Source organism: Amycolatopsis oliviviridis (assembly GCF_014654365.1).
Classification (GTDB): Bacteria; Actinomycetota; Actinomycetes; order Mycobacteriales; family Pseudonocardiaceae; genus Amycolatopsis; species Amycolatopsis oliviviridis.
This window is the reverse complement of record NZ_BNAY01000003.1, coordinates 239861-262040: the sequence shown is the minus strand read 5'-3', so window position 1 is coordinate 262040 and position 22180 is coordinate 239861. Positions and strand designations below refer to the sequence as shown.

The 22180-nt window shown below is 68.4% G+C and carries 17 protein-coding genes; 8 read left to right on the top strand and 9 right to left on the bottom strand.

From position 1 onward, the window contains the following. Positions 1–273: 273 nt before the first annotated feature. On the top strand, positions 274–2043 hold the full coding sequence (locus tag IE302_RS14285; RefSeq protein ID WP_191255013.1) for a chitinase: 1770 nt from the start codon (positions 274–276) through the stop codon (positions 2041–2043). Between the two features lie 430 nt (positions 2044–2473). Here IE302_RS14285 and IE302_RS14280 read toward each other — a convergent pair whose 3' ends face one another. The 3 genes from IE302_RS14280 to IE302_RS14270 all read right to left on the bottom strand — a co-directional run bounded on the left by IE302_RS14280 (position 2474) and on the right by IE302_RS14270 (position 6211). Then, a complete protein-coding gene (locus tag IE302_RS14280) occupies positions 2474–3856 on the bottom strand; it encodes a cellulose binding domain-containing protein (protein ID WP_191255012.1) in 1383 nt (460 codons plus the stop codon). Between the two features lie 12 nt (positions 3857–3868). After that, positions 3869–5518 (bottom strand): glycosyl hydrolase family 18 protein, encoded by a 1650-nt coding sequence (locus IE302_RS14275; RefSeq protein ID WP_191255011.1) that lies wholly within the window; start codon positions 5516–5518, stop codon positions 3869–3871. 261 nt (positions 5519–5779) lie between these two features. Further along, a complete protein-coding gene (locus IE302_RS14270; protein ID WP_191255010.1) occupies positions 5780–6211 on the bottom strand; it encodes an RpiB/LacA/LacB family sugar-phosphate isomerase in 432 nt (143 codons plus the stop codon). Positions 6212–6271: 60 nt separating this feature from the next. Between IE302_RS14270 and IE302_RS14265 the strand changes: the two genes are divergently transcribed. Next, entirely contained in the window at positions 6272–6901 is a 630-nt protein-coding gene (locus IE302_RS14265) for a TetR/AcrR family transcriptional regulator (RefSeq protein ID WP_191255009.1), read from the top strand. Here IE302_RS14265 and IE302_RS14260 read toward each other — a convergent pair. After that, entirely contained in the window at positions 6898–7431 is a 534-nt protein-coding gene (locus IE302_RS14260) for a DM13 domain-containing protein (protein ID WP_191255008.1), read from the bottom strand. The two genes, IE302_RS14265 and IE302_RS14260, sit on opposite strands and share 4 nt — an antisense overlap. Before the next feature lie 59 nt (positions 7432–7490). Next, positions 7491–8516 (bottom strand): medium chain dehydrogenase/reductase family protein, encoded by a 1026-nt coding sequence (locus tag IE302_RS14255; RefSeq protein WP_191255007.1) that lies wholly within the window; start codon positions 8514–8516, stop codon positions 7491–7493. A gap of 180 nt (positions 8517–8696) precedes the next feature. On the opposite strand from IE302_RS14255, the gene IE302_RS14250 reads away from it, so the two are divergent. Continuing rightward, positions 8697–9551: a bile acid:sodium symporter family protein gene (locus tag IE302_RS14250; protein WP_229907763.1), complete on the top strand. Its 855-nt coding sequence runs from the start codon at positions 8697–8699 to the stop codon at positions 9549–9551. Positions 9552–9565: 14 nt separating this feature from the next. Next, complete coding sequence (locus IE302_RS14245; RefSeq protein ID WP_191255005.1) at positions 9566–10408, top strand: alpha/beta fold hydrolase; 843 nt, start codon at positions 9566–9568, stop codon at positions 10406–10408. A 36-nt stretch (positions 10409–10444) separates the two neighbouring features. Here the strand turns inward: IE302_RS14245 and IE302_RS14240 are convergent, their stop codons facing one another. Continuing rightward, positions 10445–11773 carry an aspartate aminotransferase family protein gene (locus IE302_RS14240; RefSeq protein ID WP_191255004.1) on the bottom strand — a complete coding sequence of 443 codons (1329 nt, stop codon included), beginning with the start codon at positions 11771–11773 and terminating at the stop codon, positions 10445–10447. 87 nt (positions 11774–11860) lie between these two features. Between IE302_RS14240 and IE302_RS14235 the strand changes: the two genes are divergently transcribed. Continuing rightward, the gene (locus IE302_RS14235; RefSeq protein ID WP_191255003.1) at positions 11861–12757 is read left to right on the top strand and encodes a LysR family transcriptional regulator; all 897 of its coding nucleotides are present in this window, start codon (positions 11861–11863) and stop codon (positions 12755–12757) included. On the opposite strand, the gene IE302_RS14230 is transcribed toward IE302_RS14235, so the two are convergent. Beyond that, entirely contained in the window at positions 12678–13904 is a 1227-nt protein-coding gene (locus IE302_RS14230; RefSeq protein WP_191255002.1) for an MFS transporter, read from the bottom strand. The genes IE302_RS14235 and IE302_RS14230 overlap by 80 nt on opposite strands. Before the next feature lie 64 nt (positions 13905–13968). On the opposite strand from IE302_RS14230, the gene IE302_RS14225 reads away from it, so the two are divergent. After that, positions 13969–14340, top strand: a complete 372-nt coding sequence (locus IE302_RS14225) for a MerR family transcriptional regulator (protein ID WP_191255001.1) — start codon at positions 13969–13971, stop codon at positions 14338–14340. Between the two features lie 88 nt (positions 14341–14428). After that, entirely contained in the window at positions 14429–15568 is a 1140-nt protein-coding gene (locus tag IE302_RS14220; protein WP_191255000.1) for a Gfo/Idh/MocA family protein, read from the top strand. On the opposite strand, the gene IE302_RS14215 is transcribed toward IE302_RS14220, so the two are convergent. Further along, entirely contained in the window at positions 15565–16308 is a 744-nt protein-coding gene (locus tag IE302_RS14215) for a GAF and ANTAR domain-containing protein (protein ID WP_191254999.1), read from the bottom strand. The two genes, IE302_RS14220 and IE302_RS14215, sit on opposite strands and share 4 nt — an antisense overlap. 73 nt (positions 16309–16381) lie before the next feature. Next, entirely contained in the window at positions 16382–18268 is a 1887-nt protein-coding gene (locus tag IE302_RS14210; RefSeq protein ID WP_191254998.1) for an elongation factor G, read from the bottom strand. A 257-nt stretch (positions 18269–18525) separates the two neighbouring features. Here IE302_RS14210 and IE302_RS14205 point away from each other — a divergent pair, with 257 nt between their 5' ends. Continuing rightward, complete coding sequence (locus IE302_RS14205) at positions 18526–22110, top strand: discoidin domain-containing protein (RefSeq protein ID WP_191254997.1); 3585 nt, start codon at positions 18526–18528, stop codon at positions 22108–22110. Positions 22111–22180 lie beyond the last annotated feature (70 nt).

Below are 22180 nucleotides of genomic sequence, written 5' to 3'. Positions count from 1 at the left end.
TCGGGCGCACGGCTTCTGCCACGGCGGTCACGCCGGCTGTGCCGTTCTCGGTGTGTCCCTGTGCGTTCCCACTGTCCCCACCTCCCGAAAGCCCCCAGCCCTCTTTTGGCCCTTTCGACGTTACGGAGCGCGTTCGCGAGTCACACCGGTATAGGAGCCCGGAGTGGTCGGGTCTTTCGGCCCTGGCGCCCCTGAGGTATGGACTTTCGCCAGATTGGTCTAGACAATTAGCCCAGCGCGGCGGCAGGCCGCCCTTGATCCGGAGGAATCGCGATGAGGCGTTCCAGATCCTTGGCCTTTCTGGCCGTTGTGGTGCTCACCTTCGCCGGGCTGATAACGGGGGGCGGCACCGCGAGCGCGGCCAACCTGCTTCTCAATCCCGGCTTCGAGGCGGGTTCGACGTCCGGCTGGTCCTGCGCGGCGGGGACGGCCGTCACCACACCGGCGTACTCAGGCGGTTACGCCGTTTCAGTCACGCCCGGCTCGACGATCGGGAAGTGCGCACAGACGGTGTCCGTCAAGCCCAGCACGACCTACGCGGTTTCCGCCTGGGTGAACGGGAATCCCGTGTACCTCGGGGTCACCGGCGGACCTTCGACCTGGACCGCGGCTACCTCGTACACGCAGCTCTCGCTGTCGTTCACGACGTCGGCCACGCAGACGACGGCGGAGGTGTACGTCCACGGCTGGTACGGCTCGGGCACCTTCTACGCGGACGACATCAGCCTCGACGGGCCCGGCGGCGGGACCCCGGGAGCACCGCCGTCGCCGGGGAATCCGGCCGTGGGCACGGTGACGAACTCGTCGATCGCGCTGTCGTGGGGAGCCTCGGCGGGCACGGTGACCGGATACCGCGTGTACGAGGGCGGGAACGTGGTCGCGACGGTGACCGGGACTTCGGCGACGATCTCGGGGCTGACGGCCTGCACCTCGCACAACTATTCGGTGGCCGCGTACAACAGCGCGGGCGAATCGCCGAAGAGCGCGGAGGCGGGCGCCACGACTACCGGCTGCGTCGACACCGGACTGCCGAAGCACGCGCTGATCGGCTACCTGCACGCGAGCTTCGCCAACGGCTCCGGGTACACGCGGATGGCCGACGTCCCGGCCGCCTGGGACATCGTCAACCTGGCCTTCGGTGAGCCGACTTCGGTGACCTCGGGCGACATCCGGTTCACGCGGTGCCCGGTGGCGGAATGCCCGACGGTGGAAAGCGACGCGGACTTCATCGCCGCGATCCGCGCGAAGCAGGCGCAAGGCAAGAAGGTCCTGATCTCCATCGGCGGCCAGAACGGCCAGGTCCAGCTGACCACGACCGCGGCGCGCGACGCTTTCGTCAGTTCGGTCTCCGCGATCATCGACCGGTACGGGCTGAACGGGCTCGACATCGACTTCGAGGGACACTCGCTGTACCTCAACTCCGGCGACAACGACTTCCGCAATCCGACCACGCCGGTGATCGTCAATCTCATTTCGGCCCTGAAGACGCTGAAAGCCAAGTACGGCGCGGGATTCGTGCTCACGATGGCACCGGAGACGTTCTTCGTGCAGACCGGATACCAGTACTACGGCGGCCTTGGCGGCGCCGACAACCGGACGGGTTCCTACCTGCCGGTGATCCACGCGATGCGGGACGCGCTCACCGTGCTGCACGTCCAGGACTACAACTCCGGACCGGTGATGGGCCTGGACAACCAGTACCACTTCATGGGCGGCGCGGACTTCCACATCGCGATGACCGACATGATCAAGGCGGGCTTCACGGTGTCCTCGACCGGGTTCCGGTTCCCGGGGCTGCGTGAGGACCAGATCGCGTTCGGCCTGCCCGCCGCGGTGAGCGCGGGCAACGGGCACACCGCCCCGGCGGCGGTGCACTCGGCGCTGAACTGCCTGGTGAAGAACTCGGGCTGCGGGTCGTATTCCCTGCGTGGCGGTGCTTCGCCGGCGCTGCGCGGGCTGATGACGTGGTCGATCAACTGGGACCGGTACTACGGCTGGGAATTCCAGAACGCCCACGAACCCTTCCTGAACGCCCTGCCCTGATCCTGCGCTTCGATCGCGCGTGAAGGCCCCCTTCCCTCGGCTCAGCCGAGGGAAGGGGGCCTTCACGCGCTCGGGCCGGGATGGGGGTTGCGAAAGTGGCTTTCGCAACCCCCATCCCGGTGCGGGTGCGGTCGGCTATGCGAGAAGGTGCCGAATGGCGATCGCCGCCCGTGCGTTCACCGCATTCAGAGGACGAAACGCGTCACCGGAGGCGTGTCCCAGTACGTGAAGGACCCCTTCCTGTACCTAGGCGCAAGGAAGGGGTCCTTCATGTACCGCCGTGCCCGGTACGCGTTTCGTCCTCTGGATGCGGTAGATGCGTACGCAAGTACCGCATCCAGAGGACTGAACGCGCAAAGGGGCGGGCCCGCACCGTGCAGCTTCGGTGCGGGCCCGCGGTTTCGGGGAGTACTTGTCGGGGAGAGGGACGTCAGAAGCCCGCGGTGATCCGCGTGAAGTCCCAGTCGTTCTGTGCGATACCACTGCAGTTCTCGGCGACCCCACCGTTGGGGCAGCCCCGGTCGCGGTTGGCCGACCAGAAAGCGAGCCTGGCGATCTTGTTCGTCTTGGACCAGTTGGTGATCTTGGTCCAGGTGTCCAGGCTCGTCAGTTCCCGCTGGTCCGAGAGACCGTTCATGCCGCTGATGCCCAGGTGGGTGTACGCCGTGGCGTCGTCCCACCCGAAGGTCGACTTCAGCTTGTCCCGCAAGCCGTTCGCGGCCTTGATGGTGTTGCCGTACATGTCCGCGCCGCCACCGAAGTCGAACGGCATGATCGTGTAGACGTCGATGCCGGCGTTCAGCGCCTTCGACTGGTCGATGAGCCGGTTGCCCCAGGAGTTCGGGCCACTGGTCGTCGTGCCGAAGGTGAGGATGGTCTGGATACCGGGGTTGTTCGCCTTCACGATCTTCAGCGCGTTCAGGACACGGTCCTGCACTGTCGCGTTCTCGAACTCGTCGGTGTTCTCGATGTCGATGTCGATCGCCTTGAGACCATAGGCGTCGATCACCTTCTGGTAGGCGCCGGCGAGCAGTTCCGGCGTCGAGCAGTTCGGGCCGAGCTTGTTGCCGCTCCACCCGCCGAAGGACGGCACGATCTGCCCGCCCGCGGCCTTGATCTGCGCGATCGCGTTCGCGTCGACGCCGCCCTGCAGCGGACGACTGCCGTCCCACGCGGGGTTGCAGCCGTTCGAGGCCAGCACGAACGCCAAGGTGAACCACTTGATCCCGGTCGCGTTCATGACCGTCTGCGGGTTCGGCGGGCTGCCCCAGCCCATGTACAGATACGGCGCGCCACGACCGCCGGGCTGCGGCGGGTTGCTCGTGGTGGTCGTCGGCGGGTTCGACGTCGTCGTGGTGGTGGTCGGCGTGGAGGGGGTGGTCGGCGTCGTGGTCGGGGTGCCGCCACCCGGATCACAGGAACCACCGTTGATCTTGCAGTTCGCCGGGGCGACGTAGCTCCCGGAGTACTTGACGTTGAAGCCGAAACTGGTGTTCCCGCCGTTGGACAGGTTGCCGTTCCACGTGTTCTTCACCGTCACGTGCTGACCGGAGACGGAATAGCTGCCGTCCCACAACGAAGCGATCGAATGTCCCGCGGGAAGGTCGAATTCGACCGTCCACGTGGGAAGGCTCGATCCCGAGTTGTTGCTGATCGTGTACTTGCCCTCCCAGCCGGAGCCCCAATCGGAGCCCTTGCTGAAGGCGGCGCCGACGCCGCCGGCCGCGGAGGCCGGCGCGATCACGAGGACCGCGCCGGCCGTTGCGGCAGCGGCGGCCAGGCCGACGGCCTGGATCCAAGTCCGCTTTGCCACTTCTCAGACCTCTCAGTTCAGGCCATTGCGCATGGCCGTGACCAGTTCACCGTTCCCGGTGTCACCACTGAGCTCCCAGAAGAACGCGCCGCCGAGACCCTGGTTCTTGGTCCAGCCCATCTTCGAGTTGATGGTCGCGGGAGTGTCGTAGCTCCACCAGTTGTTGCCGCACTTCGCGTACGCGGTGCCCGCGATAGTGCCCGTCGACGGGCAGCTGTTCTTCAGGACCTTGTAGTCCTCGATGCCCGCTTCGTACGTGCCCGGTGCCGCACCGGTCGCGGTGCCGCCCGGGGCGTCCTGCGTGACGCCGGTCCAGCCTCGGCCGTAGAAACCGATACCCAGCAACAGTTTGCTCGCCGGAACACCCTTGGCCTTGAGCTTCTGGATGGCGTCGTCGGAGTTGAAGCCCTGCTGCGGGATGCCCGGGTACGCGGTCAGCGGCGAGTGCGGGGCCGTCGGGCCCTGCGCCGCCCAGGCGCCGAAGAAGTCGTACGTCATGACGTTGTACCAGTCGAAGTACGCCGACGCGGGGCCGTAGTCGGCGAGGTCGAGCTTGCCGCCGCTGCTGGCGTCCGCGGTGATCGCGGCGGTGACCAGGAACGAGGAGCCGAACTTCGTGCGCAGCGCCTGTGCCACGTTCTTGATGGCGGCGGGGCCGCTGGTGTCACAGGTGAGACCGCAGGCGTTCGGGTACTCCCAGTCGATGTCGATGCCGTCGAAGACGTCGGCCCACCGCGGGTCCTTGATCAGCTTGTAGCAGGATTCCGCGAACGCGGCCGGGTTCTTCGACGCCTGGCCGAAGCCGCCGGACCAGGTCCAGCCACCGAACGACCACAGCACCTTCAGGCCCGGGTACATCTTCTTCAGCTTGCGCAGCTGGTTGAAGTTACCGCGCAGCGCGCCCGCGTCCCACGTGTCCGCGACACCGTCCACACTGGACCCGGCGTCGTAGAACTTGTCGTAGTCGGCGTAGGTGTCGTCGTTGGCGGTGCAAGAACCGCCTGTGACGTTGCCGAAGGCGTAGTTGATGTGCGTCAGCTTCGCCGCGGAACCAGAAGTGTGAATGTTCTTCACGTGGTAGTTACGGCCGTAGACGCCCCACTGCACGAAGTAGCCGAGGTTCTTCTTCGCGCCCGGGTTCGGGTTCGAAGTCGTCGTGGTCGGCGGATTGCTCGTGGTGGTCGTCGTGGGCGGGTTCGACGTCGTGGGGTTGGACGTCGTGGTCGTGGGCGGGTTGCTCGTCGTCGGGGTGCCGCCACCCGGGTCGCAGGAGCCGCCGTTGATCTTGCAGTTCGCGGGCGCGGTGTAGGCGCCGGAGTACTTGACGTTGAAGCCGAAACTGACGGACGCGCCGTTGGAAACGTTGCCGTTCCAGGTGTTCTTGACGGTCACGTGCTGGCCGGAGACGGTGTAGCTGCCGTCCCACAGCGAGGCGATCGAGTGGCCCGACGCGAGGTCGAACTCGAGCGTCCAGGAGGTCAAGGCCGATCCCGAGTTGTTCGTGATCGTGTACTTGCCCTCCCAGCCGGACCCCCAGTCCGAACCCTTGGTCAGGGTGGCTCCGACCCCGCCCGCCGCGTTCGCGGGCACGGTCACCAGACCGACCGCCAGCGCCGCGACGGCCGTGAACAGGCCGACCAGATGCCATCTCTTTCTTGACATTTCACTCCTTACAACACGGTGCAGGGAAATGATCTTGGAGAAGATTTCGTCAAAGGGAAATCGGCGACATCGCGTTGCCGTGGCCGAAACCGGGCAGGCGGGGATGCGTCTTCATCGACCACCTCCATGCGGAACGCTTTGTTGCGGGAGACGGTACGTGGTCTGGACCAATATGGGAAGCATCACTACGTAGAGTGGTGATTTTCCTGCGAACGGCCTAATACGTTCGACAGCGTTAACCGTTCACAGGTTCGGTGCCGTTCAGCGACGGAATTCGTCCATTTCGCCGAGCCGTGCGATATTCGCCGATTCGTCGGCGTCCGGCGCGATACCGGAAAGGAACACCTCGGTGATTTCGACGGCGACGTCGGGAGCGAGCCGCTTCAGGCTCAGTGCCAGCACGTTCGCGTCGTTCCACTTGCGCGCGCCCGCGGCGATCCAGGTGTCCCAGGCCAGCGCCGCGCGCACGCCGGGAACCTTGTTGGCCGCGATGGCCGTGCCCGTCCCGGTCCAGCACATGACCACGCCGAAGTCGGCGTCGCCGTCGGCGACCGCCTTGCCCACCGCCGCGCCGAGTTCCGGCCAGAGTTCCGACGTCGCCGGGTGGATCACCTCGTGCCCGGCCTCGGCCAGGAAGGCCTGGACGGCGTCCGTGGTGGCGTTCCGGTCGTCGGCGGAGAAGGCGATCCTCATGTCCGGATCGTAACGCCGCGTCAACAGGTGACGAACCGGAAGTCATGGGAGGATCTCGTCGTGGACTCGTCTGCGGAGGAGCGCCAGGTCCAACGTGACCAGGAGATCGCCAGGACACGGATTCTCGACACCGCCGCCCGTCTGGTCGGCGAGACAGGCTTCGCCCGGCTCAAGATCGGCATGATCTGTGCCAGGACGGGCTATCCGAGCGGCGTCGTCTACCAGCTGTTCGGGTCGAAGGAGACGCTGGTGCAGCGGCTCGTCGAGTTCGCCGCGGAGAAGTTCGCCGACGCCTTCAGCGCCGCCGTCGCCACCCGCACCGGCGGGCTGACGCCCGGCCCGATGGACATGTTGCGCGCGTTGCTGGACATCTTCTTCGAGCTGCTCACCGACATGCCGCCGCTGAACCGGGCGTTCGTGGTGCTCTGGACGGACGCGACCGTCGGTGATCCGGCGGTGCGGGCGGCGATGACCGAGGCCGATCGCCGGTACCGGTTCGCCATCGCGCAGACCGTCGCCGCCGGGATCGCCGACGGTTCCATCTCCGGTGTCCGCGACCCCGACGCGTACGCGGCGGCGCTGGTCGGGCAGCTGCGGGGGATCGCCGTGGCCACGATCATCGATCCCGGCGGAATCGACCTGCGCGCCGTCCGCGCGGAGATGGAATACGCCGTGAACCGGCTGGCCTAAGGGGTTTTGGTCAACGGAGCCGCGCCGAACGAGACGTCGAACCGGTCGCACCAGATGCTGACACTCGAATAGCGGGCCAGATCGGTGCCCGCGGGCAGGGTGTAGTTCTGGCTTCCCTTGTTGCCCTTGAGCTTCCCGGCGCTCACGTGCGCGCCGTCGTCGAACACGAACCAGCCGTCCTTGCCGGGGAGCACCGGCGCGGCGGTGAGCAGGACCCGCAGGTCCGGGCCGTTGCTCGTGTCGAGATTCTCCAGGCGCAGCACCAGTGATCCGTCTTCCGCGCGGAGGATCCGGACGCCGCCGCTGGTCTCGTGTTCGTGGCTGATCAATTCCCCGGTCGCCACGACCGTGGGCTTTTTCGGGGCGGGCACGGCACTTTCGGTGCTTTGAGCCGAGGTTTGAGGCAGGGGAAGTGCCTCTTGGACCGTTTCGTTCACCCAGAGCTTCCACGGCTGGAACCAGTAGAGGCCCGCGGCCACCGCCATCACCAGTCCGGCCGCCACGACGGCGAGCACCCGCTTGCGTTTCATGGAGGTCATTCAACCGCGCGAACCGTCCGGATCGCCGGATTCGCGCGGTTACCGAACCCTTACGGCGTGAGCACCACCTTGCCCGCGACCGTCCCGGATTCGGCCAGCCGCAGGGCCTCCGCGACCTGGCTCAACGGCAGCCGCGCCGCGACCTGTGCGGTGATCGTGCCGTCCTTCAGGGCGGCGAAGACCTGGGTGAGGTCTTCGCGCAGCCGGGCACGGAACCGGTTCTTGGCGAAGGACCGTCCCGCCCAGACGTTGAAGAAGTACGCGTTGCGGCCGTTCGGGAGGCTGTTCCACACCATGACGCGGGCGAGGATCTTGAGCACGGGCAGTTGCTTGGAGCCTTCGTCGTCGCGGGTCGCGGCGCTGCCGTAGGAGACGAGGGTGCCGCCGCGGGCGAGCAGCTTCCACGACGCGAGCACGCTGGCACCGCCGACGTGGTCGAAGACGGCGTCGACACCTTCGGGGGCGAGCTCGCGGACGCGGGCGGAGATGTCCTCGGTGCGGTAGTCGATCGGCGTGACTCCCAGGCGCCGCAGCGCTTCGTGGTGCCGCTTCGACGCGGTGCCGATCACCCGGACACCCGCCTGCGCGGCGAGCTGGACCAGCAGCGAGCCGACCCCGCCGTTCGCGCCGTGGACCAGGATCGTCTGCCCGGCGCGCACCCGGGCCTTGCGGTGCAGCATCTGCCAGGCGGTGATGCCGTTGACCACCGCGGTCTCGGCCTCTTCGGCGCCGAGGCCGTCCGGGACGGGCACGACGTCGGCGGCGTCGAGGACGACGTGGCTGGCCCAGCTCCCGACCTTCGTCAGCGCGGCGATCCGGCGGCCGGCGAGCCCGCGGTCGACCCCGTCGCCGGTGGTCAGGACCGTTCCGACCAGGTCGTAGCCGGGGACGAAGGGGAAGGGCGGCTGGTCGTAGTACTTGCCGCGGCGCATCTGCTGCTCGGCGAACGAGACCCCGGTCGCCTCCATCGCGACCACCACCTGGCCGGGGCCGGGTGCGGGGAGCGGGCGTTCCCGCAGCTCCAGGCCTTCCGGCTCGACCTTGCCCGGCAGTACGACCTCGGTCAGCGTGTTCATCACGATCTCCCTGAGTGCTTGTTGTGTCCGTTAGAGCCTGTAACCATAGTGAGCACTGCTCTCGGAAAAGTCAAGCGGGATCACGGCTGGGTTTCGTGCCTTGACCGGGTCCCCGCCGCTTGACACGATTGCCGATCTGAAAAGGGCATATCGGACGGAGGCCCCGCGATGGGTTCGGCGATGTTTTCGATCCTCTTGCCCGTCGCACTGGCGCTCGTCATGTTCGGGCTGGGACTGACCCTGACCGTCGGCGACTTCACGCGGGTGCTGAAGTACCCGAAGGCGGCCGTCATCGCGTTGGTGTGCCAGATGATCGTGCTGCCCGTGATCTGCGTCGGCCTCATCCTGGTGTTCGGCCTCGGCGGAGTGCTCGCGGTCGGGATGATGCTGCTCGTCGCGTCGCCCGGCGGGACGTCGGCGAACCTGTTCAGTCACCTCGCCGGCGGCGACATCGCCCTCAACGTCACGCTCACGGCGATCAACTCCGTGCTGGCGGTCTTCACCCTGCCGCTGGTGGTCGGCCTGTCGATGGCCGAATTCCTCGACGGCGGCGCCTCGGTCGGGCTCCAGCCCGCGAAGTTCGTGCAGGTGTTCGCGATCGTGCTGATCCCGGTCGTGCTCGGGATGGCGGTGCGGAGCCGGTTCACCGGCTGGGCCGAGCGGATGCGCAAACCGGTCAAGATCGGCTCCGCCGTGGTGCTCGTGCTGGTGATCGCGGCCGCGATCGCGCAGGAGTTCCGGACCCTGGTGGACAACATCGGGACGCTCGGACCGGTGGCGCTGGCGCTTTCCGTGCTCAGCCTCGCGATCGGGTACTACGTGCCGCGGTTGTTCCGGGTGGACCGAGGGCAGTCGATCGCGTCCGCCATGGAGATCGGCGTCCACAACGCCACTCTCGCGATCGCCGTCGCGATCTCCGTCCTCGGCGACAAGACGATGGCCGTGCCCGCCGGGATCTACGGCGTGCTCATGTTCTTCCCCGCCGGGATCGCGGCACTGTCGTTGTCCCGCAGCAAGGAGACCGCGCGGGTCTGAGTTACGTTGGGGGCGTGCAGCGTGCTCCCATCGGCGACATCCTCGACGTGAACGGTGTGCCCGTCCATGTCCGCCAGGACGGCGCCGGACCGCCGATCCTGTTGCTGCACGGGTATTGCGGATCGGTGCACTGGTTCGACCGGCTCACCCTCGGCCTGGCCGCGGCGCACCGCGTGATCCGGGTGGATCTGCTGGGACACGGGTGCACCGGCGGTTCTTCCGGTCTCGACCCGGTGTCGCAGGCGCGCATGGTGGCGGGTGTCCTCGAAGCACTGGGCGTCGAAGACGTTCTGGTCGCCGGTCATTCCTTCGGTGCCGACGTCGCCCTCGCGCTGGCCGAGATTTCGCCGCGTGTCAAGGCTTTGGTGCTGATCGGGCAGGCCCCGGACTACAGCTACGCGTCCTTTCCGCCCGGTAGCACGGTTCTGCTGCCGATGGCCAGCGCGCTCGTGCGGCTGCTGGCCCGCCAGCGGTGGATCCGGTTCGCCTCCCGGTTCCGCCGGGTGAGCTGGTTCGGCGATCCCTTGCAGGACTTGGCCGATCACGCCGTCACCGCGCCGTCGATGGCCCGGGTGGTGCTCGTGGACCGCGCGCGGCGACTCGCGTTTCGTCCTCTGGACGCGCAGGTGGCGGAGCTGGGGTTGCCGTGCTTGGTGATCCTCGGGCGGCGGGACCGGTTTTACGACTGTGACAAGACTTTCGCCCGGTATTCGGCGGTGGGGGCGCGGGTGGAGGTCGTGGAAGGCGTCGGTCACTCGCCGTTCTTGGAGCGGCCGGGCGAGGTGGCTCGGTTGCTTCGGGAGTTCGGGGTCGTGAGTGGCAAGTCGGTGGTCGGTCGGGTGGGTCGTGAGTGGTAAGTGCCGTTCTAACGACACTTACCACTCACGAGTCCCTCACCTGCCAGCGTCCCCGATCGCCTGGTCCAGCACAGCCAGTCCTTCCGCCAGCTCGTCCTCGGTGGCCGTCAGCGGGGGAGCGATCCGGAAGACCCCGCCCATCCCCGGCAACTGCACGATGTTCATGTGCAGCCCCAGTTCGAGACAGCGCCGCGTGACCAGCGCGCCCAGTTCGTCGGAGCTCCGCTTCGTGGCACGGTCGGCGACGAGTTCCACGCCGACCAGCAGACCGCGTCCGCGGATGTCGCCGACGACGTCATGACGGCCGGCGATGTTGTCGAGCCCGCGGCGGAGGAACGCGCCCAGTTCGGTCGCGCGTTCGTCGAGGCGGTCGCGGGTGAGGACGTCGAGCACCGTGTTCCCGACGGCAGCCACCAGCGGGTCCGCGACGTGCGTGGTGAAGAACAGGTAGCCGCGATCGTGCGCCTCCTGCTCGATCTCGGCGCTCGTGATCACCGCCGCCAGCGGGAGTCCCGCGCCGAGCGTCTTGGACAGCGTCAGGATGTCGGGGACGACGCCGTCGCGTTCGAAGGCGTACCAGTTTCCCGTGCGGCACAAGCCGGTCTGCGCCTCGTCGAGGATCAGCAGCATCCCGCGTTCGCGGCATTTCTCACGCAGGGCGGCGAAATAGCCCACCGGCGGCTCGATGATCCCGCCGGAGCTGAGGATCGGTTCGACGACGCACGCCGCGAGACTGCCGACGGACTGGGCGTCGATCATCTCGAACCCGAAGTCCAGCTGACGCCGCCAGTCCAGTCCCCCGTCCGCGGTCAGGAAGTCCGGCCGGTAGGAATTCGGCGCCGGGATGGCGAAGTTGCCCGGCGAGGCCGGACCGTAGCCCTTGCGGCCCGCGCTGTAGGTCGCGTTCGCCGCGGCTTGCGTCATCCCGTGCCAAGACCGGGCGAACGACACGATCTCGTGCTTCCCCGTCACCAGTTTCGCCATCCGGATGGCGGCCTCGTTCGACTCGGCGCCGGTGGTCAGCAGCAACGCCTTTTCCAGCGGTGACGGCAAAGTCTCGGCCAGCCGCCGCGCGAGGTCGACGACGGGACGGCTCAGCATCCCGCTGAACAGATGGTCGAGCGAGCCGATCTGCCGCCGGACGGTCTCGACGATCTCGGGATGCGAATGCCCGAGGATCGCGCTCATCTGCCCGGACGTGAAGTCGAGGATCCGCCGCCCGGACTCGGTGAACAGGTAGCTCCCGGCGGCGTGGTCGATGATCTCGCGGGTGAAGTCGCCGGCCCCGGCGTAGCGCACGAGGTGCCGGTCGGCGTCGGCCCAGAAACGGTCGGCGGTGGACAGGTCGGTGGTCGGAGCAGCCATGCCTCGACGGTAAAGCGGATCCGAGCGACACGTCCATCTCACGATTCCGGCTGTGCTGTTCGGCTGATCCGTACAACAATGGACGTCATGCTCAACCCGTGGAGGCTCAGCCTGCTGAGCCGGCTGGACACGCTCGGCACCGTCCGCGCGGTGGCGAAGGCGGCCAATCTGAGCGCCTCCAGCGTTTCCCAGCAGCTCGCGGTCCTCGAGGCCGAAACACGCACGCAGCTGCTGGAACGCACCGGCCGCCGTGTCCGGCTGACCCCCGCCGGGCTGATGCTGGCCCGCCGCGCGCGGGCGATCCTCGACCACATGGACACCGTCGAGGCCGAGTTGCGCGGTCTCGGCGAGGCACCGGCCGGCCTCGTCCGCCTCGGCGCCTTCCAGAGCGCGATCCACACGATCGCCGTCCCCGCGGTGACCCGGCTGGCCCGCTCGCATCCGCAGCTGGACATCGAACTGCTGGAACTCGAACCGCACGTCAGCATGCCCGCGCTCCGTGTCGGCGACGCCGACGTCATCGTCACCACCACGGACTTCGTCGAACAGCCGCTGGGGCCGGACATCGACCTCGTGCCGCTCGCGACCGACCCGATCGTGCTCGTCGTCCCGCCCGGCCATCCGGCCGCCGGCCGGGGCCCCGCCGATCTCGCCGCCTACGCGAGCGAGCCCTGGGTGTTCGACATCCCCCAGTCGTACATGGCGAACCTCGCCACCCGGCTCTGCCGCGAAGCGGGTTTCGAGCCGCGTGTGGTCGCCAGGTTCAGCAACTACATGATGACCTTGCAGCACGTCGAGGCCGGGCTCGCGATCGCGCTCCTGCCCGGCCTCGCCGTCGACAAGCGCTACCGCGTCGCCACCCGCGAGCTCGCGACGCCGGTCAACCGCTCCATCACCGCCGCGATCAGGCGCGGGTCCGCGCCTCGCGCCGCTGTCGACCTGGTTCTCGAAGCGATCCGGAGTCATCCCGAGCTGCCACTGTGAAGCCGTGCCGCCGCGCCACCAGCACCACGGCCAGTGTCGGCACCAGCAGCACCAGGACACCCCAGGGGAAGGACCCGGCACCGAAGCCGTCGAGGAGGACGCCACCGGCGATCCCGCCGCCCGCCATCGCCGCGTTCCACAGGGTGACCAGCATGGCCTGCGCGATATCGGCCGCACCGCCCTTGTCGCCCGCCTGCGCGGCGGCTGTCTGCAGCAGCGTCGGGACGCCGCCCCAGCCGAGACCCCACAGTGTCACCGCGACATAGACCAGCACCGGATTTTCCCCCAGCAGAGCCAAGATCGTCGCCCCGAGGGCCACGAGAAGGGTGCCCGCGACGGTCAGCGCGCGCAGCCGCCGGTCGATGAGCACGCCGACGAACCAGATGCTGACCATCGACGCCACACCGAACACCAGCAGGATCTCCTCGACCGAGCCGCCCATCGACACGTGTCCGAGGAAGGTGGCGATGTAGGTGTAGAGGATGTTGTGCGCCAGCACGAAGGTCAGCGTCACGAACAGGACGGCGGCCACACCGGGCACGGCGAGGCTCCGCCGCACCGGAAGCCTGCCGCCCTTGTCCTGTCCCGGGAAATCGGGGACGGCCAGCGCGATCCAGCCGAGCAGGCCGAGCGCGAGCAGCGACATGATCGCGAACGTCACCTGCCAGCCGAAGACGCCGCCCAGGAACGTGCCCGCGGGGATGCCGAGCGAGAGCGCGAGCGGGATCCCGGTCATCACGACGGCGATCGCCTTGCCCCGCACCGGTTCCGGCGCCAGCCGCCGGGCGTACCCGGTCAGCAGCGCCCAGACCACGCCCGCCGCGATCCCGGCGACGAACCGCGCGCCGAGGGTCAACGGGTAGTTCGTGGACAGCGCGGTGACCGTGTTGGCGACGGCGAAACCGGCCACTCCGGCCAGGAGCAAGCGTTTGCGCCGCCAGCCCGCCGTCGCGGCGGACAGCGGGATCGCGGTGAGGGCGGTGCCGATCGCGTACACCGTCACCAGCTGGCCTGTCGCCGCTTCGCCGACGCCGAGTCCTGAGCTCATCGCGGGCAGCACGCCTGCGGGCAGGGCTTCGGTGAGGACGGTGACGAACGCCGCCGTGGTCAGCGCGAGCAGTGCGCCGAGGGGGAGTTTCGGAGTCATGGTCCGTATGCTCGAACCATCACATACATGTGAAGGTCAAGTCGACCGGGGTGAGGTGGCGCACATGCGGATCGGGGAGCTGTCGGAGCGGACGGGGACGTCGCGCCGGCTGCTGCGGTACTACGAGGAGCAGGGGCTCATCATCTCGCAGCGGCAGGCCAATGGCTACCGAGACTACGACGAGCCGTCGGTCGACAGGGTCATCCAGGTCCGCGGCCTGCTCGACGCCGGGCTGCCGACCCGCATCATCAAGCAGATCCTGCCGTGCCTGGACAAACCCCGGCAGATCTACTTCCCGGACGCGACCAGGGAGATGCTCGAAACCCTGGAGGCCGAACGCGACCGGATGACCAGGCGCGCCGAATGCCTGCTCCGCAACCGGGACGCCATCACCGAGTACCTCGACGCCGTCCGCGCCTACGACCCCGCGTCCTGAGCCGGAGGGACATTCCTCGCACCGGTCTTGACAGTACGAGAAAGCGCTTTCAGGATGAGGGCAGGAAAGCGCTTTCAAAGGAGAACGGATGACCACGCGGAAACTCGGCGTCGTGATGAACGGCGTCACCGGGCGGATGGGCTATCGGCAGCACCTGGTGCGCTCGGTCCTGGCGATCAGGGAGGCGGGCGGGGTCGAGCTGGCCGACGGGTCGCGGGTCCAGCTGGAGCCGGTCCTGGTGGGGCGCAACGCGGACAAGCTCGAAGAGATCGCCACCCGGCACGGGCTGACCCGCTGGACCACCGACCTCGACGCCGCCCTCGGCGACGACGACCTCCCGCTCTACTTCGACGCGCAGCTGACCGCCGTCCGGGAGAAGTCGATCATCCGCGCCATCGACGCGGGCAAGCACATCTACACCGAGAAGCCGGTCGCGGAATCGGTCGAAGGCGCGCTCGCGCTGGCGCGGCACGCGGAGGCGGCCGGGGTCAAGAACGGCGTCGTCCACGACAAGCTGTACCTGCCCGGCCTGCTCAAGCTGAAGCGGCTGATCGACAGCGGCTTCTTCGGCGAGATCCTCTCCGTGCGCGGAGAGTTCGGCTACTGGGTCTTCGAAGGTGACTGGCAGGCCGCGCAGCGTCCCAGCTGGAACTATCGCGCCGAGGACGGCGGCGGCATCGTCGTCGACATGTTCTGCCACTGGAACTACGTGCTGGAGAACCTTTTCGGCGCGGTCAACGCGGTGACCGCGAAGGCCGTCACGCACATCCCGGAGCGCGTCGACGAGAAGGGTGAGCGGTACACCGCCACGGCCGACGACTCCGCGTACGCGATCTTCGAGCTCGAAGGCGGCGTCATCGCCCAGCTCAACTCGTCCTGGTGCGTGCGGGTCCACCGCGACGAACTCGTGGAGTTCCAGGTCGACGGCACCAAGGGCAGCGCGGTCGCGGGCCTGCACAAATGCGTCCTCCAGCCGAGGGAGGCCACCCCGAAGCCGGTGTGGAACCCGGATCTGGCCGAGACGCGGTCGTATCGCGCGCAGTGGCAGGAAGTGCCCGACAACGAGGACTTCGGCAACGGTTTCCGCGCCCAGTGGGAGCAGTTCGTCCGCCACGTCGCGGAGGACGCGCCGCACCCCTACGACTTCATGGCGGGGGTGCGGGGCATCCGGCTCGCGGAAGCCGGCCTCGAATCCTCGCGCGAGGGCCGCCGGATCTCCCTGGGCTAGCGCCCGAAAACGGTCCCGGGGTCCTCGGCGATCAGCACCGAGATCTCGCGGATCTTGCGGTTCGTGTGCTGCGAAGCCTCGGTGAGCCACCGGAAGGCGTCTTCGGCGTTCAGTTCCAGACGTGCCATCACGATTCCCTTCGCGGTGGCGATGGCGTCCCTGGTCTCCAACGCGGCGACCAGGGTCTCCGCCTGTCGTTCGGCGGCGGCCCAGCGGGAAGCGGTGAGGATTATCGCCGAGATCGCCGAGGTGAACATCGCGACCAGGGCCGCCTCGACCGGGTCGAAGGCGTTCTCCTGGTAGCTCCAGACGTTGAGCGCGCCCGACAGCGGCTCGCTGGAACGCCGCTTGAGCTGGGAGTCGTCGGGGACGAACAGCGGACAGGCCAGCGCGGTCCGCACACCGAGCTGTTCGGCGGCGGTCGCGAACTCCGGCCAGCGGTCGGCCGCGTCGATGTCCAGCCGGGTCCGGACGATCGTCCCGCTCTCAGCGGCCTTCAGACAGGGGCCTTCGTCCGCGCTGTACTGCGCCTTGTCCAGGGGGAACAGGGACTCGTCGGTGGCGGCGACGGTGCTCGGCTCGTCGTCGGAGTACAGCGTGACCGTGGCCGCGTCCGCGCCGGGAAGCAGCCCGACGACCTTCTTCGCCACCCGTTCCAGCAACTCGTCGCGAGGCTCGTCGAGCCGCATCGACTCGGTGAGCTCACGCAACGCCGACGCGGTGTCGCGAAACTGATCCATCGTGTCCCTTTCCCGCGGCCGTCCCGGTCGGGACGGCCTCACCAAAACGTACTCGTTCTGGCTGGCGGGGCATTCACCGATTCGGACTAACCGGCTGGAATCCCGCCGGTTCGGCGGTCATCGCCCCTTCGCCGCGGGTGAGCCCGGGCAGCTGCTGCTCGAACCGCGCGACCTCGCCCGCGGGAAGGGTGCCCGTCAGCTCGGACCGGTCGCCGCGCGCCACCGAGCCGGTGACGGTCCCACCGCGTTCGACCAGCTTGGACAGCGTCGCGGTCACCGCGTCGGCGGGCAGTTCCACCTCCACGCGGCTGACCGGTTCGAGCACCTCGGTCCCGGCCTCCCGGAGCGCTTCCTCCAGGACGAGCGGGGTGACCTTGCGGAAGTCGCCCGCCGCGCTGACCGGGCTGAAGTAGCCGGTGTGGGTGACGGTCACCACGCAGTCGATCACCTCCCGGCCGGACGGGCCCCGCCGCAGTGTCGCGTCCACGGTCTCCTCGATGGCCTTGTGGAAGGCGAGCGGGAGCGACCCGAGTTCGACGTCGAGGCCGAAAGCCAGTCCGGAGCCCGGTTCGCCGGGGCCGACGCGCAGGCCGAGCGTCGCGAAGTGCGGATTCCGATTCTCCGTGATGAGCCACACCGAAGCGCCCGTGCCGGTCGGCCGTTCGACGCAAACGGGCCGGGTGAGGCTGAATCCGACGTCGAGGCCGTGCTGTCCGGCCAGGGTCTCCGCGATGATCTCCTTCTGCACCTCGCCGTAGAGCCGCACCGAGATCCGCCGGGTCTCGTCGTCCTGCCGGACGGTGATCAGCGGATCCTGTTCCGCCAGCTCCTGCAGGGCGGCGAACACCGACGGCGTCTCCGCGGGCCGCGCGGGACTGACCACGGTTTCCAAGGCGGGCGGCGGGAACTGCGTGGAGGCGCCTCCGGTGTCGGGGACGCCGACGCGGTCACCGATCCGGATCTCCTTGAGCCCGGTGACCTTGGCGATCTGCCCGGCCCGCGCGCGGCCCTCGACGGTTTCGTCGCCGACTTCGAAGACGTGGACCGCGCTCACTTTCGCTTCCGCCGTGACCGTCCCGCCCGGGCCGGGACGGTGGAACTCGACGTGGTCCCGTGCGCCGATCTCGCCGGAGAACACGCGGACGTAGGCGATCTTCTCGTGCGCGCGGCCGCGTTCGACCTTGAACACCGAGGCGCGTAATCGACCGTCCGGAGCGGGTTTCCCCGCTCCCGCAAGGAATTCGCGGATGCCGGAGGTCAGCTCGCCGATCCCTTCGCCGCTGCGCGCGGACCCGAAGAAGACGGGGGAGACGACGCCGAGCCGGGTCTGGCGGACGACCTCGGCCCGGTAGTCCTCGGGCGTCACCGTGTCTTCGAGGTACGCGGCGAGGAAGGCGTCGCTGTGCTCGGCCAGCTGTTCGGCGAGCCTGGACGACGGCGATACCGCGCGCGGCCGGACCTTCGCCTCCGCCGTGCCGAGACCGTCGACTTCGGACATCGGCACGCACGCGACGCCGAGGCGTTCGGCGAGGTCGGCGAGGAGGCCGTCGTCGCGCGCGCCCGCCCGGTCGACCTTGTTGACGAAGATCAGCACGGGGATCCGCAGCCGCGCGAGCGCGCGCATGAGCACCCTGGTCTGCGCCTGCACCCCCTCGACGGCGGAAACGACGAGGACGACACCGTCGAGCACCCGCAGCGCGCGTTCGACCTCGGCGATGAAGTCCGGGTGGCCCGGGGTGTCGATCAGGTTGACGCGCAGGTCGCCGACGCGGAAGGACACGACGGCCGAGCGGATGGTGATGCCGCGACGGCGTTCCAGCTCCATCGTGTCGGTGCGGGTGTCCCCGGCGTCGACGCGGCCGAGGGTGCCGATGGCACCGGTGTGATGGAGCAGGCGCTCCGTCAGGCTCGTCTTACCGGCGTCGACATGGGCGAGGATCCCGAGGTTCAGGTACGTCATGGATGAACGGCTCCAGGGCTGTCGAAAGGTCCGTACGACTGGGGAACTCGACAGCTCGGCGCACGCCGTTCTCCTTCTCTCGGGAAGCACCTGGACAGCCGGACGTTAGCAGCGTGTTTCCGGCCGGTCACGCGATTTAAGGCCGGGCGTTGACTTGACGCGGGCCATGGGCTGTAATTCTTGGACATTTCAGCGCAAGAACATGACAAGAGTCAGGAAGATTCCGCTCAGTCCCCGCACCGGAGCAGAGGAATGTCATGAGAACGAAGCGCCTTCTGTCGCGCGCGATGACGTACGCCGCCCTGTCCCTCCTTCTGGCCCCGCCCGCCATCGCGGCGAGCGGGACCCCGGCCCCAGCCGCCTCCGTGACCGCCGCCGCCGTCGAAGCCGCCGACGCGACGTACACCGCCAGTAGTCAGCTGGCCGGCTACGCCGTCGCCAACGTCGGAGACGGCAACCAGGCCACCTACTGGGAAAGCACGAACAACCAGTTCCCGCAGTGGGTCCAGGCCGATCTCGGCGCGGCCACGGACATCGCCAGGCTCGTGCTCAAACTGCCGTCCGGCTGGGAGGCCCGCACCCAGACCTTCTCGGTGCAGGGCAGCGCGAACGGCACGAGTTTCAGCGACCTGGCGTCGTCGGCCGCCCACCGCTTCGACCCGGCGACCGGCAACACTGTCACCCTCGACGTCACCGGGAACACCCGTTTCGTGCGGCTGAACATCACCGCCAACACCGGCTGGCCCGCCGCGCAGCTCTCGGAGTTCGAGGTCCACGGCCCGGCGGGCGGGGACACTCAACCGCCGTCCGCGCCGGGGAACCTCGCCTACACCGAGCCGTCGAGCGGGAAGATCCGGCTCAGCTGGTCGGCGTCGACCGACAACACCGGCGTCACGGGCTACGACGTCTACGCCAACGGGCAGCTTCGCGCCCATGTCGCCGGGGACGTCCTGACCTACACCGACGATCAGCCGGAAAGCGCGACGGTCGCCTATTCCGTGCGGGCGCGCGACGCGGCGGGCAACCAGTCGCCCAGCAGCGGCACCGTGACCCGGGCCGGTACCCAGGCCGGGACGAATCTCGCGCTGGGCAAGCAGATCACGGCGTCTTCGGTCCAGCACACCTACGTCGCGGCCAACGCGAACGACGATTCCGTGACCACGTATTGGGAGGGCGCGGCGTACCCGAACCTGCTGACCGTGGCACTCGGGTCGAACGCCGAACTGGACCGCGTCGTGGTCAAGCTCAACCCGGATCCCGCCTGGGGCCAGCGGACGCAGACGATCGCGGTCGAAGGGCGTGATCAGGGCGCGACGGCGTTCACCGCGCTGGCGCCCGCGCAGACGTACACCTTCGCCCCGTCGAGCGGCAACACCGTGACGATCCCGGTCACCGGCCGCGCCGCCGACGTCCGCCTGCGGATCACCGCCAACTCCGGTGCCCCCGGCGGTCAGGCCGCCGAGTTCCAGGTCTTCGGCGTCCCCGCGCCGAACCCCGACCTGACGGTCTCGGGCGTGTCCTGGTCGCCGCAGAACCCGGTGGAGACCGACGCGATCACCGTGTCGGCGACCGTCCGCAACGCCGGGACCGCGGCCTCGGGCGCGACGAACGTGAACCTCTACCTGGGCACGGTGAAGGCAGGCACCGCCCAGGTCGGCGCCCTCGCGGCCGGAGCTTCGGCGACGGTGTCGGCGAACATCGGCGCCCGGGAGGCGGGCAGTCACCAGATCACCGCGAAGGTCGACGAGGCCAACGCCGTCATCGAGCAGGACGAGGGCAACAACTCCTACACCGGTTCGACGGCGCTCGTCGTCAGCCCGGTGCAGAGTTCTGACCTGGTCGGGGCCACCGCGTGGTCGCCGAACAACCCGACGGCGGGCGACACGGTGACCTTCACCGCGACGGTGCGCAACCAGGGCACGGTCGCTTCGGCGGGCGGGGCCCACGGCGTCACGGTGACGATCACCGATCAGAACGGTGCCGTCGTCAAGACGCTCAGCGGCGCGTACACCGGCGCGATCGCCGCCGGGGCCACCGCGACGCCGGTGAACGTCGGCACCTGGACCGCCGGGAACGGCCGGTACACGGTGAAGACGGTCGTCGCGAACGACGCCAACGAACTGCCTGCCAAGCAGGCCAACAACACGAGCACGCAGGCGCTGTTCGTCGGACGAGGCGCGAACATGCCCTACGACATGTACGAGGCCGAGGACGGCGTGGTCGCCGGCGGCGCGTCCGTGATCGGCCCGAACCGGAAGATCGGCGATCTCGCGGGCGAGGCGTCGGGCCGCGAGGCCGTCACGCTGAACTCGACCGGCTCCTCCGTCGAATTCACCACTCGTGCGGCGACGAACACCCTGGTGACCCGGTTCTCGATGCCGGACGCCGCGGGCGGTGGCGGGCAGAACTCGACGCTGAACGTCTACGTCGATGGCACGTTCCTCAAGGCCATCGACCTGACTTCGCGCCATGCGTGGCTTTATGGCCCCGAGGCCTCTCCGCAGAACTCGCCGGGAGCCGGTCCGGCGCGGCACGTCTACGACGAGGCCAGCATGCTGCTCGGCACCACCGTGCCCGCCGGGCACAAGATCAAGCTGCAGAAGGACGCGGGCAACGGCCTGAACTACGCGATCGACTTCGTGAACTTCGAGCTCGCCACCGCGACCGCGAACCCCGACCCGGCGCGCTACGCCGTCCCGGCCGGGTTCACGCAGCAGGACGTGCAGGCCGCGCTGGACAAGGTCCGCCAGGACCCGAACCTCACCGGCGTCTTCCTGCCGCCGGGGCAGTACCCGATGACGAACAAGGTCACCGTGTACGGCAAGCCGATCACCGTGGTCGGCGCCGGGCCGTGGTTCACGAAGTTCACCGCGCCCGCCGGGCAGGAGAACACCGACATCGGTTTCGACGCGCAGGCGAGCGCGAGCGGTTCGACGTTCGGCGGGTTCGCCGTGTTCGGGAACTACACCTCCCGCAACGACGGGCCGGGGAAGGTCTTCAACTTCACGAACGTCTCGAACATGACCATCGACAACATCTGGGTGGAGCACCAGATGTGCCTGCTCTGGGCGACCAATGTGGACAACACCACGGTGAAGAACTCGCGGATCCGCGACATGTTCGCCGACGGCGTCAACTTCACGAACGGCAGCACGGGGAACCGCGTCACGAACAACGAGGCCCGCTCGACCGGTGACGACAGTTTCGCGCTGTTCGCCGCCACGGATCTGAATCAGGGCAACCAGTACGACAACGTGTTCGAGAACCTGACCGTGCTGCTCCCGTGGCGTGCGGCCGGGCTGGCGATCTACGGCGGGTACGGCAACACCTTCCGGAACCTGTACATCGCGGACACGCTGACGTACTCGGGGATCACGATCAGCTCGCTCGACTTCGGCTACCCGTTCCTCGGGTTCGGCCCGCAGCCGACGACCGTCCAGAACGTCTCGCTGGTCCGCGCCGGCGGTCATTTCTGGGGGCAGCAGACGTTCCCCGCGCTCTGGATGTTCTCCGCGTCCAAGGAGTTCAGGGGTATCCGGGTGTCCGATGTGGACATCCAGAGCCCGACGTACAGCGGCATCATGTTCCAGACCAAGTACACCGGCAACAGTCCGGAGCATCCGGTCGAGGACACGGCGCTGACGAACGTGTCGATCACCGGCGCGCACCGCAGCGGTGACGAGTTCGACGCGAAGTCCGGGATCGGGATCTGGGCCAACGAACTGCCGGAACCGGGTCAGGGCCCCGCCGTCGGCTCGGCGACGTTCACCGGGCTCACCCTGAGCGACAACTCCGAGGACATCCGGAACAAGACGAGCACTTTCACCCTCACCCGTAACTGATCCCTCCCGCATTTCGTCCTCTGGGTGCGGTCGTTGCGCGTGCAACGACCGCACCCAGAGGACTGAACAC

Excerpts from the sequence above, each read along its gene's own strand:
- IE302_RS14285 (WP_191255013.1), top strand. The coding sequence starts at position 274 with ATGAGGCGTTCCAGATCCTTGGCCTTTCTGGCCGTTGTGGTGCTCACC.
- IE302_RS14275 (WP_191255011.1), bottom strand. The coding sequence starts at position 5,518 with ATGTCAAGAAAGAGATGGCATCTGGTCGGCCTGTTCACGGCCGTCGCG.
- IE302_RS14270 (WP_191255010.1), bottom strand. The coding sequence starts at position 6,211 with ATGAGGATCGCCTTCTCCGCCGACGACCGGAACGCCACCACGGACGCC.
- IE302_RS14260 (WP_191255008.1), bottom strand. The coding sequence starts at position 7,431 with ATGAAACGCAAGCGGGTGCTCGCCGTCGTGGCGGCCGGACTGGTGATG.
- IE302_RS14255 (WP_191255007.1), bottom strand. The coding sequence starts at position 8,516 with ATGAACACGCTGACCGAGGTCGTACTGCCGGGCAAGGTCGAGCCGGAA.
- IE302_RS14250 (WP_229907763.1), top strand. The coding sequence starts at position 8,697 with ATGTTTTCGATCCTCTTGCCCGTCGCACTGGCGCTCGTCATGTTCGGG.
- IE302_RS14240 (WP_191255004.1), bottom strand. The coding sequence starts at position 11,773 with ATGGCTGCTCCGACCACCGACCTGTCCACCGCCGACCGTTTCTGGGCC.
- IE302_RS14235 (WP_191255003.1), top strand. The coding sequence starts at position 11,861 with ATGCTCAACCCGTGGAGGCTCAGCCTGCTGAGCCGGCTGGACACGCTC.
- IE302_RS14230 (WP_191255002.1), bottom strand. The coding sequence starts at position 13,904 with ATGACTCCGAAACTCCCCCTCGGCGCACTGCTCGCGCTGACCACGGCG.
- IE302_RS14225 (WP_191255001.1), top strand. The coding sequence starts at position 13,969 with ATGCGGATCGGGGAGCTGTCGGAGCGGACGGGGACGTCGCGCCGGCTG.
- IE302_RS14220 (WP_191255000.1), top strand. The coding sequence starts at position 14,429 with ATGACCACGCGGAAACTCGGCGTCGTGATGAACGGCGTCACCGGGCGG.
- IE302_RS14215 (WP_191254999.1), bottom strand. The coding sequence starts at position 16,308 with ATGGATCAGTTTCGCGACACCGCGTCGGCGTTGCGTGAGCTCACCGAG.
- IE302_RS14210 (WP_191254998.1), bottom strand. The coding sequence starts at position 18,268 with ATGACGTACCTGAACCTCGGGATCCTCGCCCATGTCGACGCCGGTAAG.
- IE302_RS14205 (WP_191254997.1), top strand. The coding sequence starts at position 18,526 with ATGAGAACGAAGCGCCTTCTGTCGCGCGCGATGACGTACGCCGCCCTG.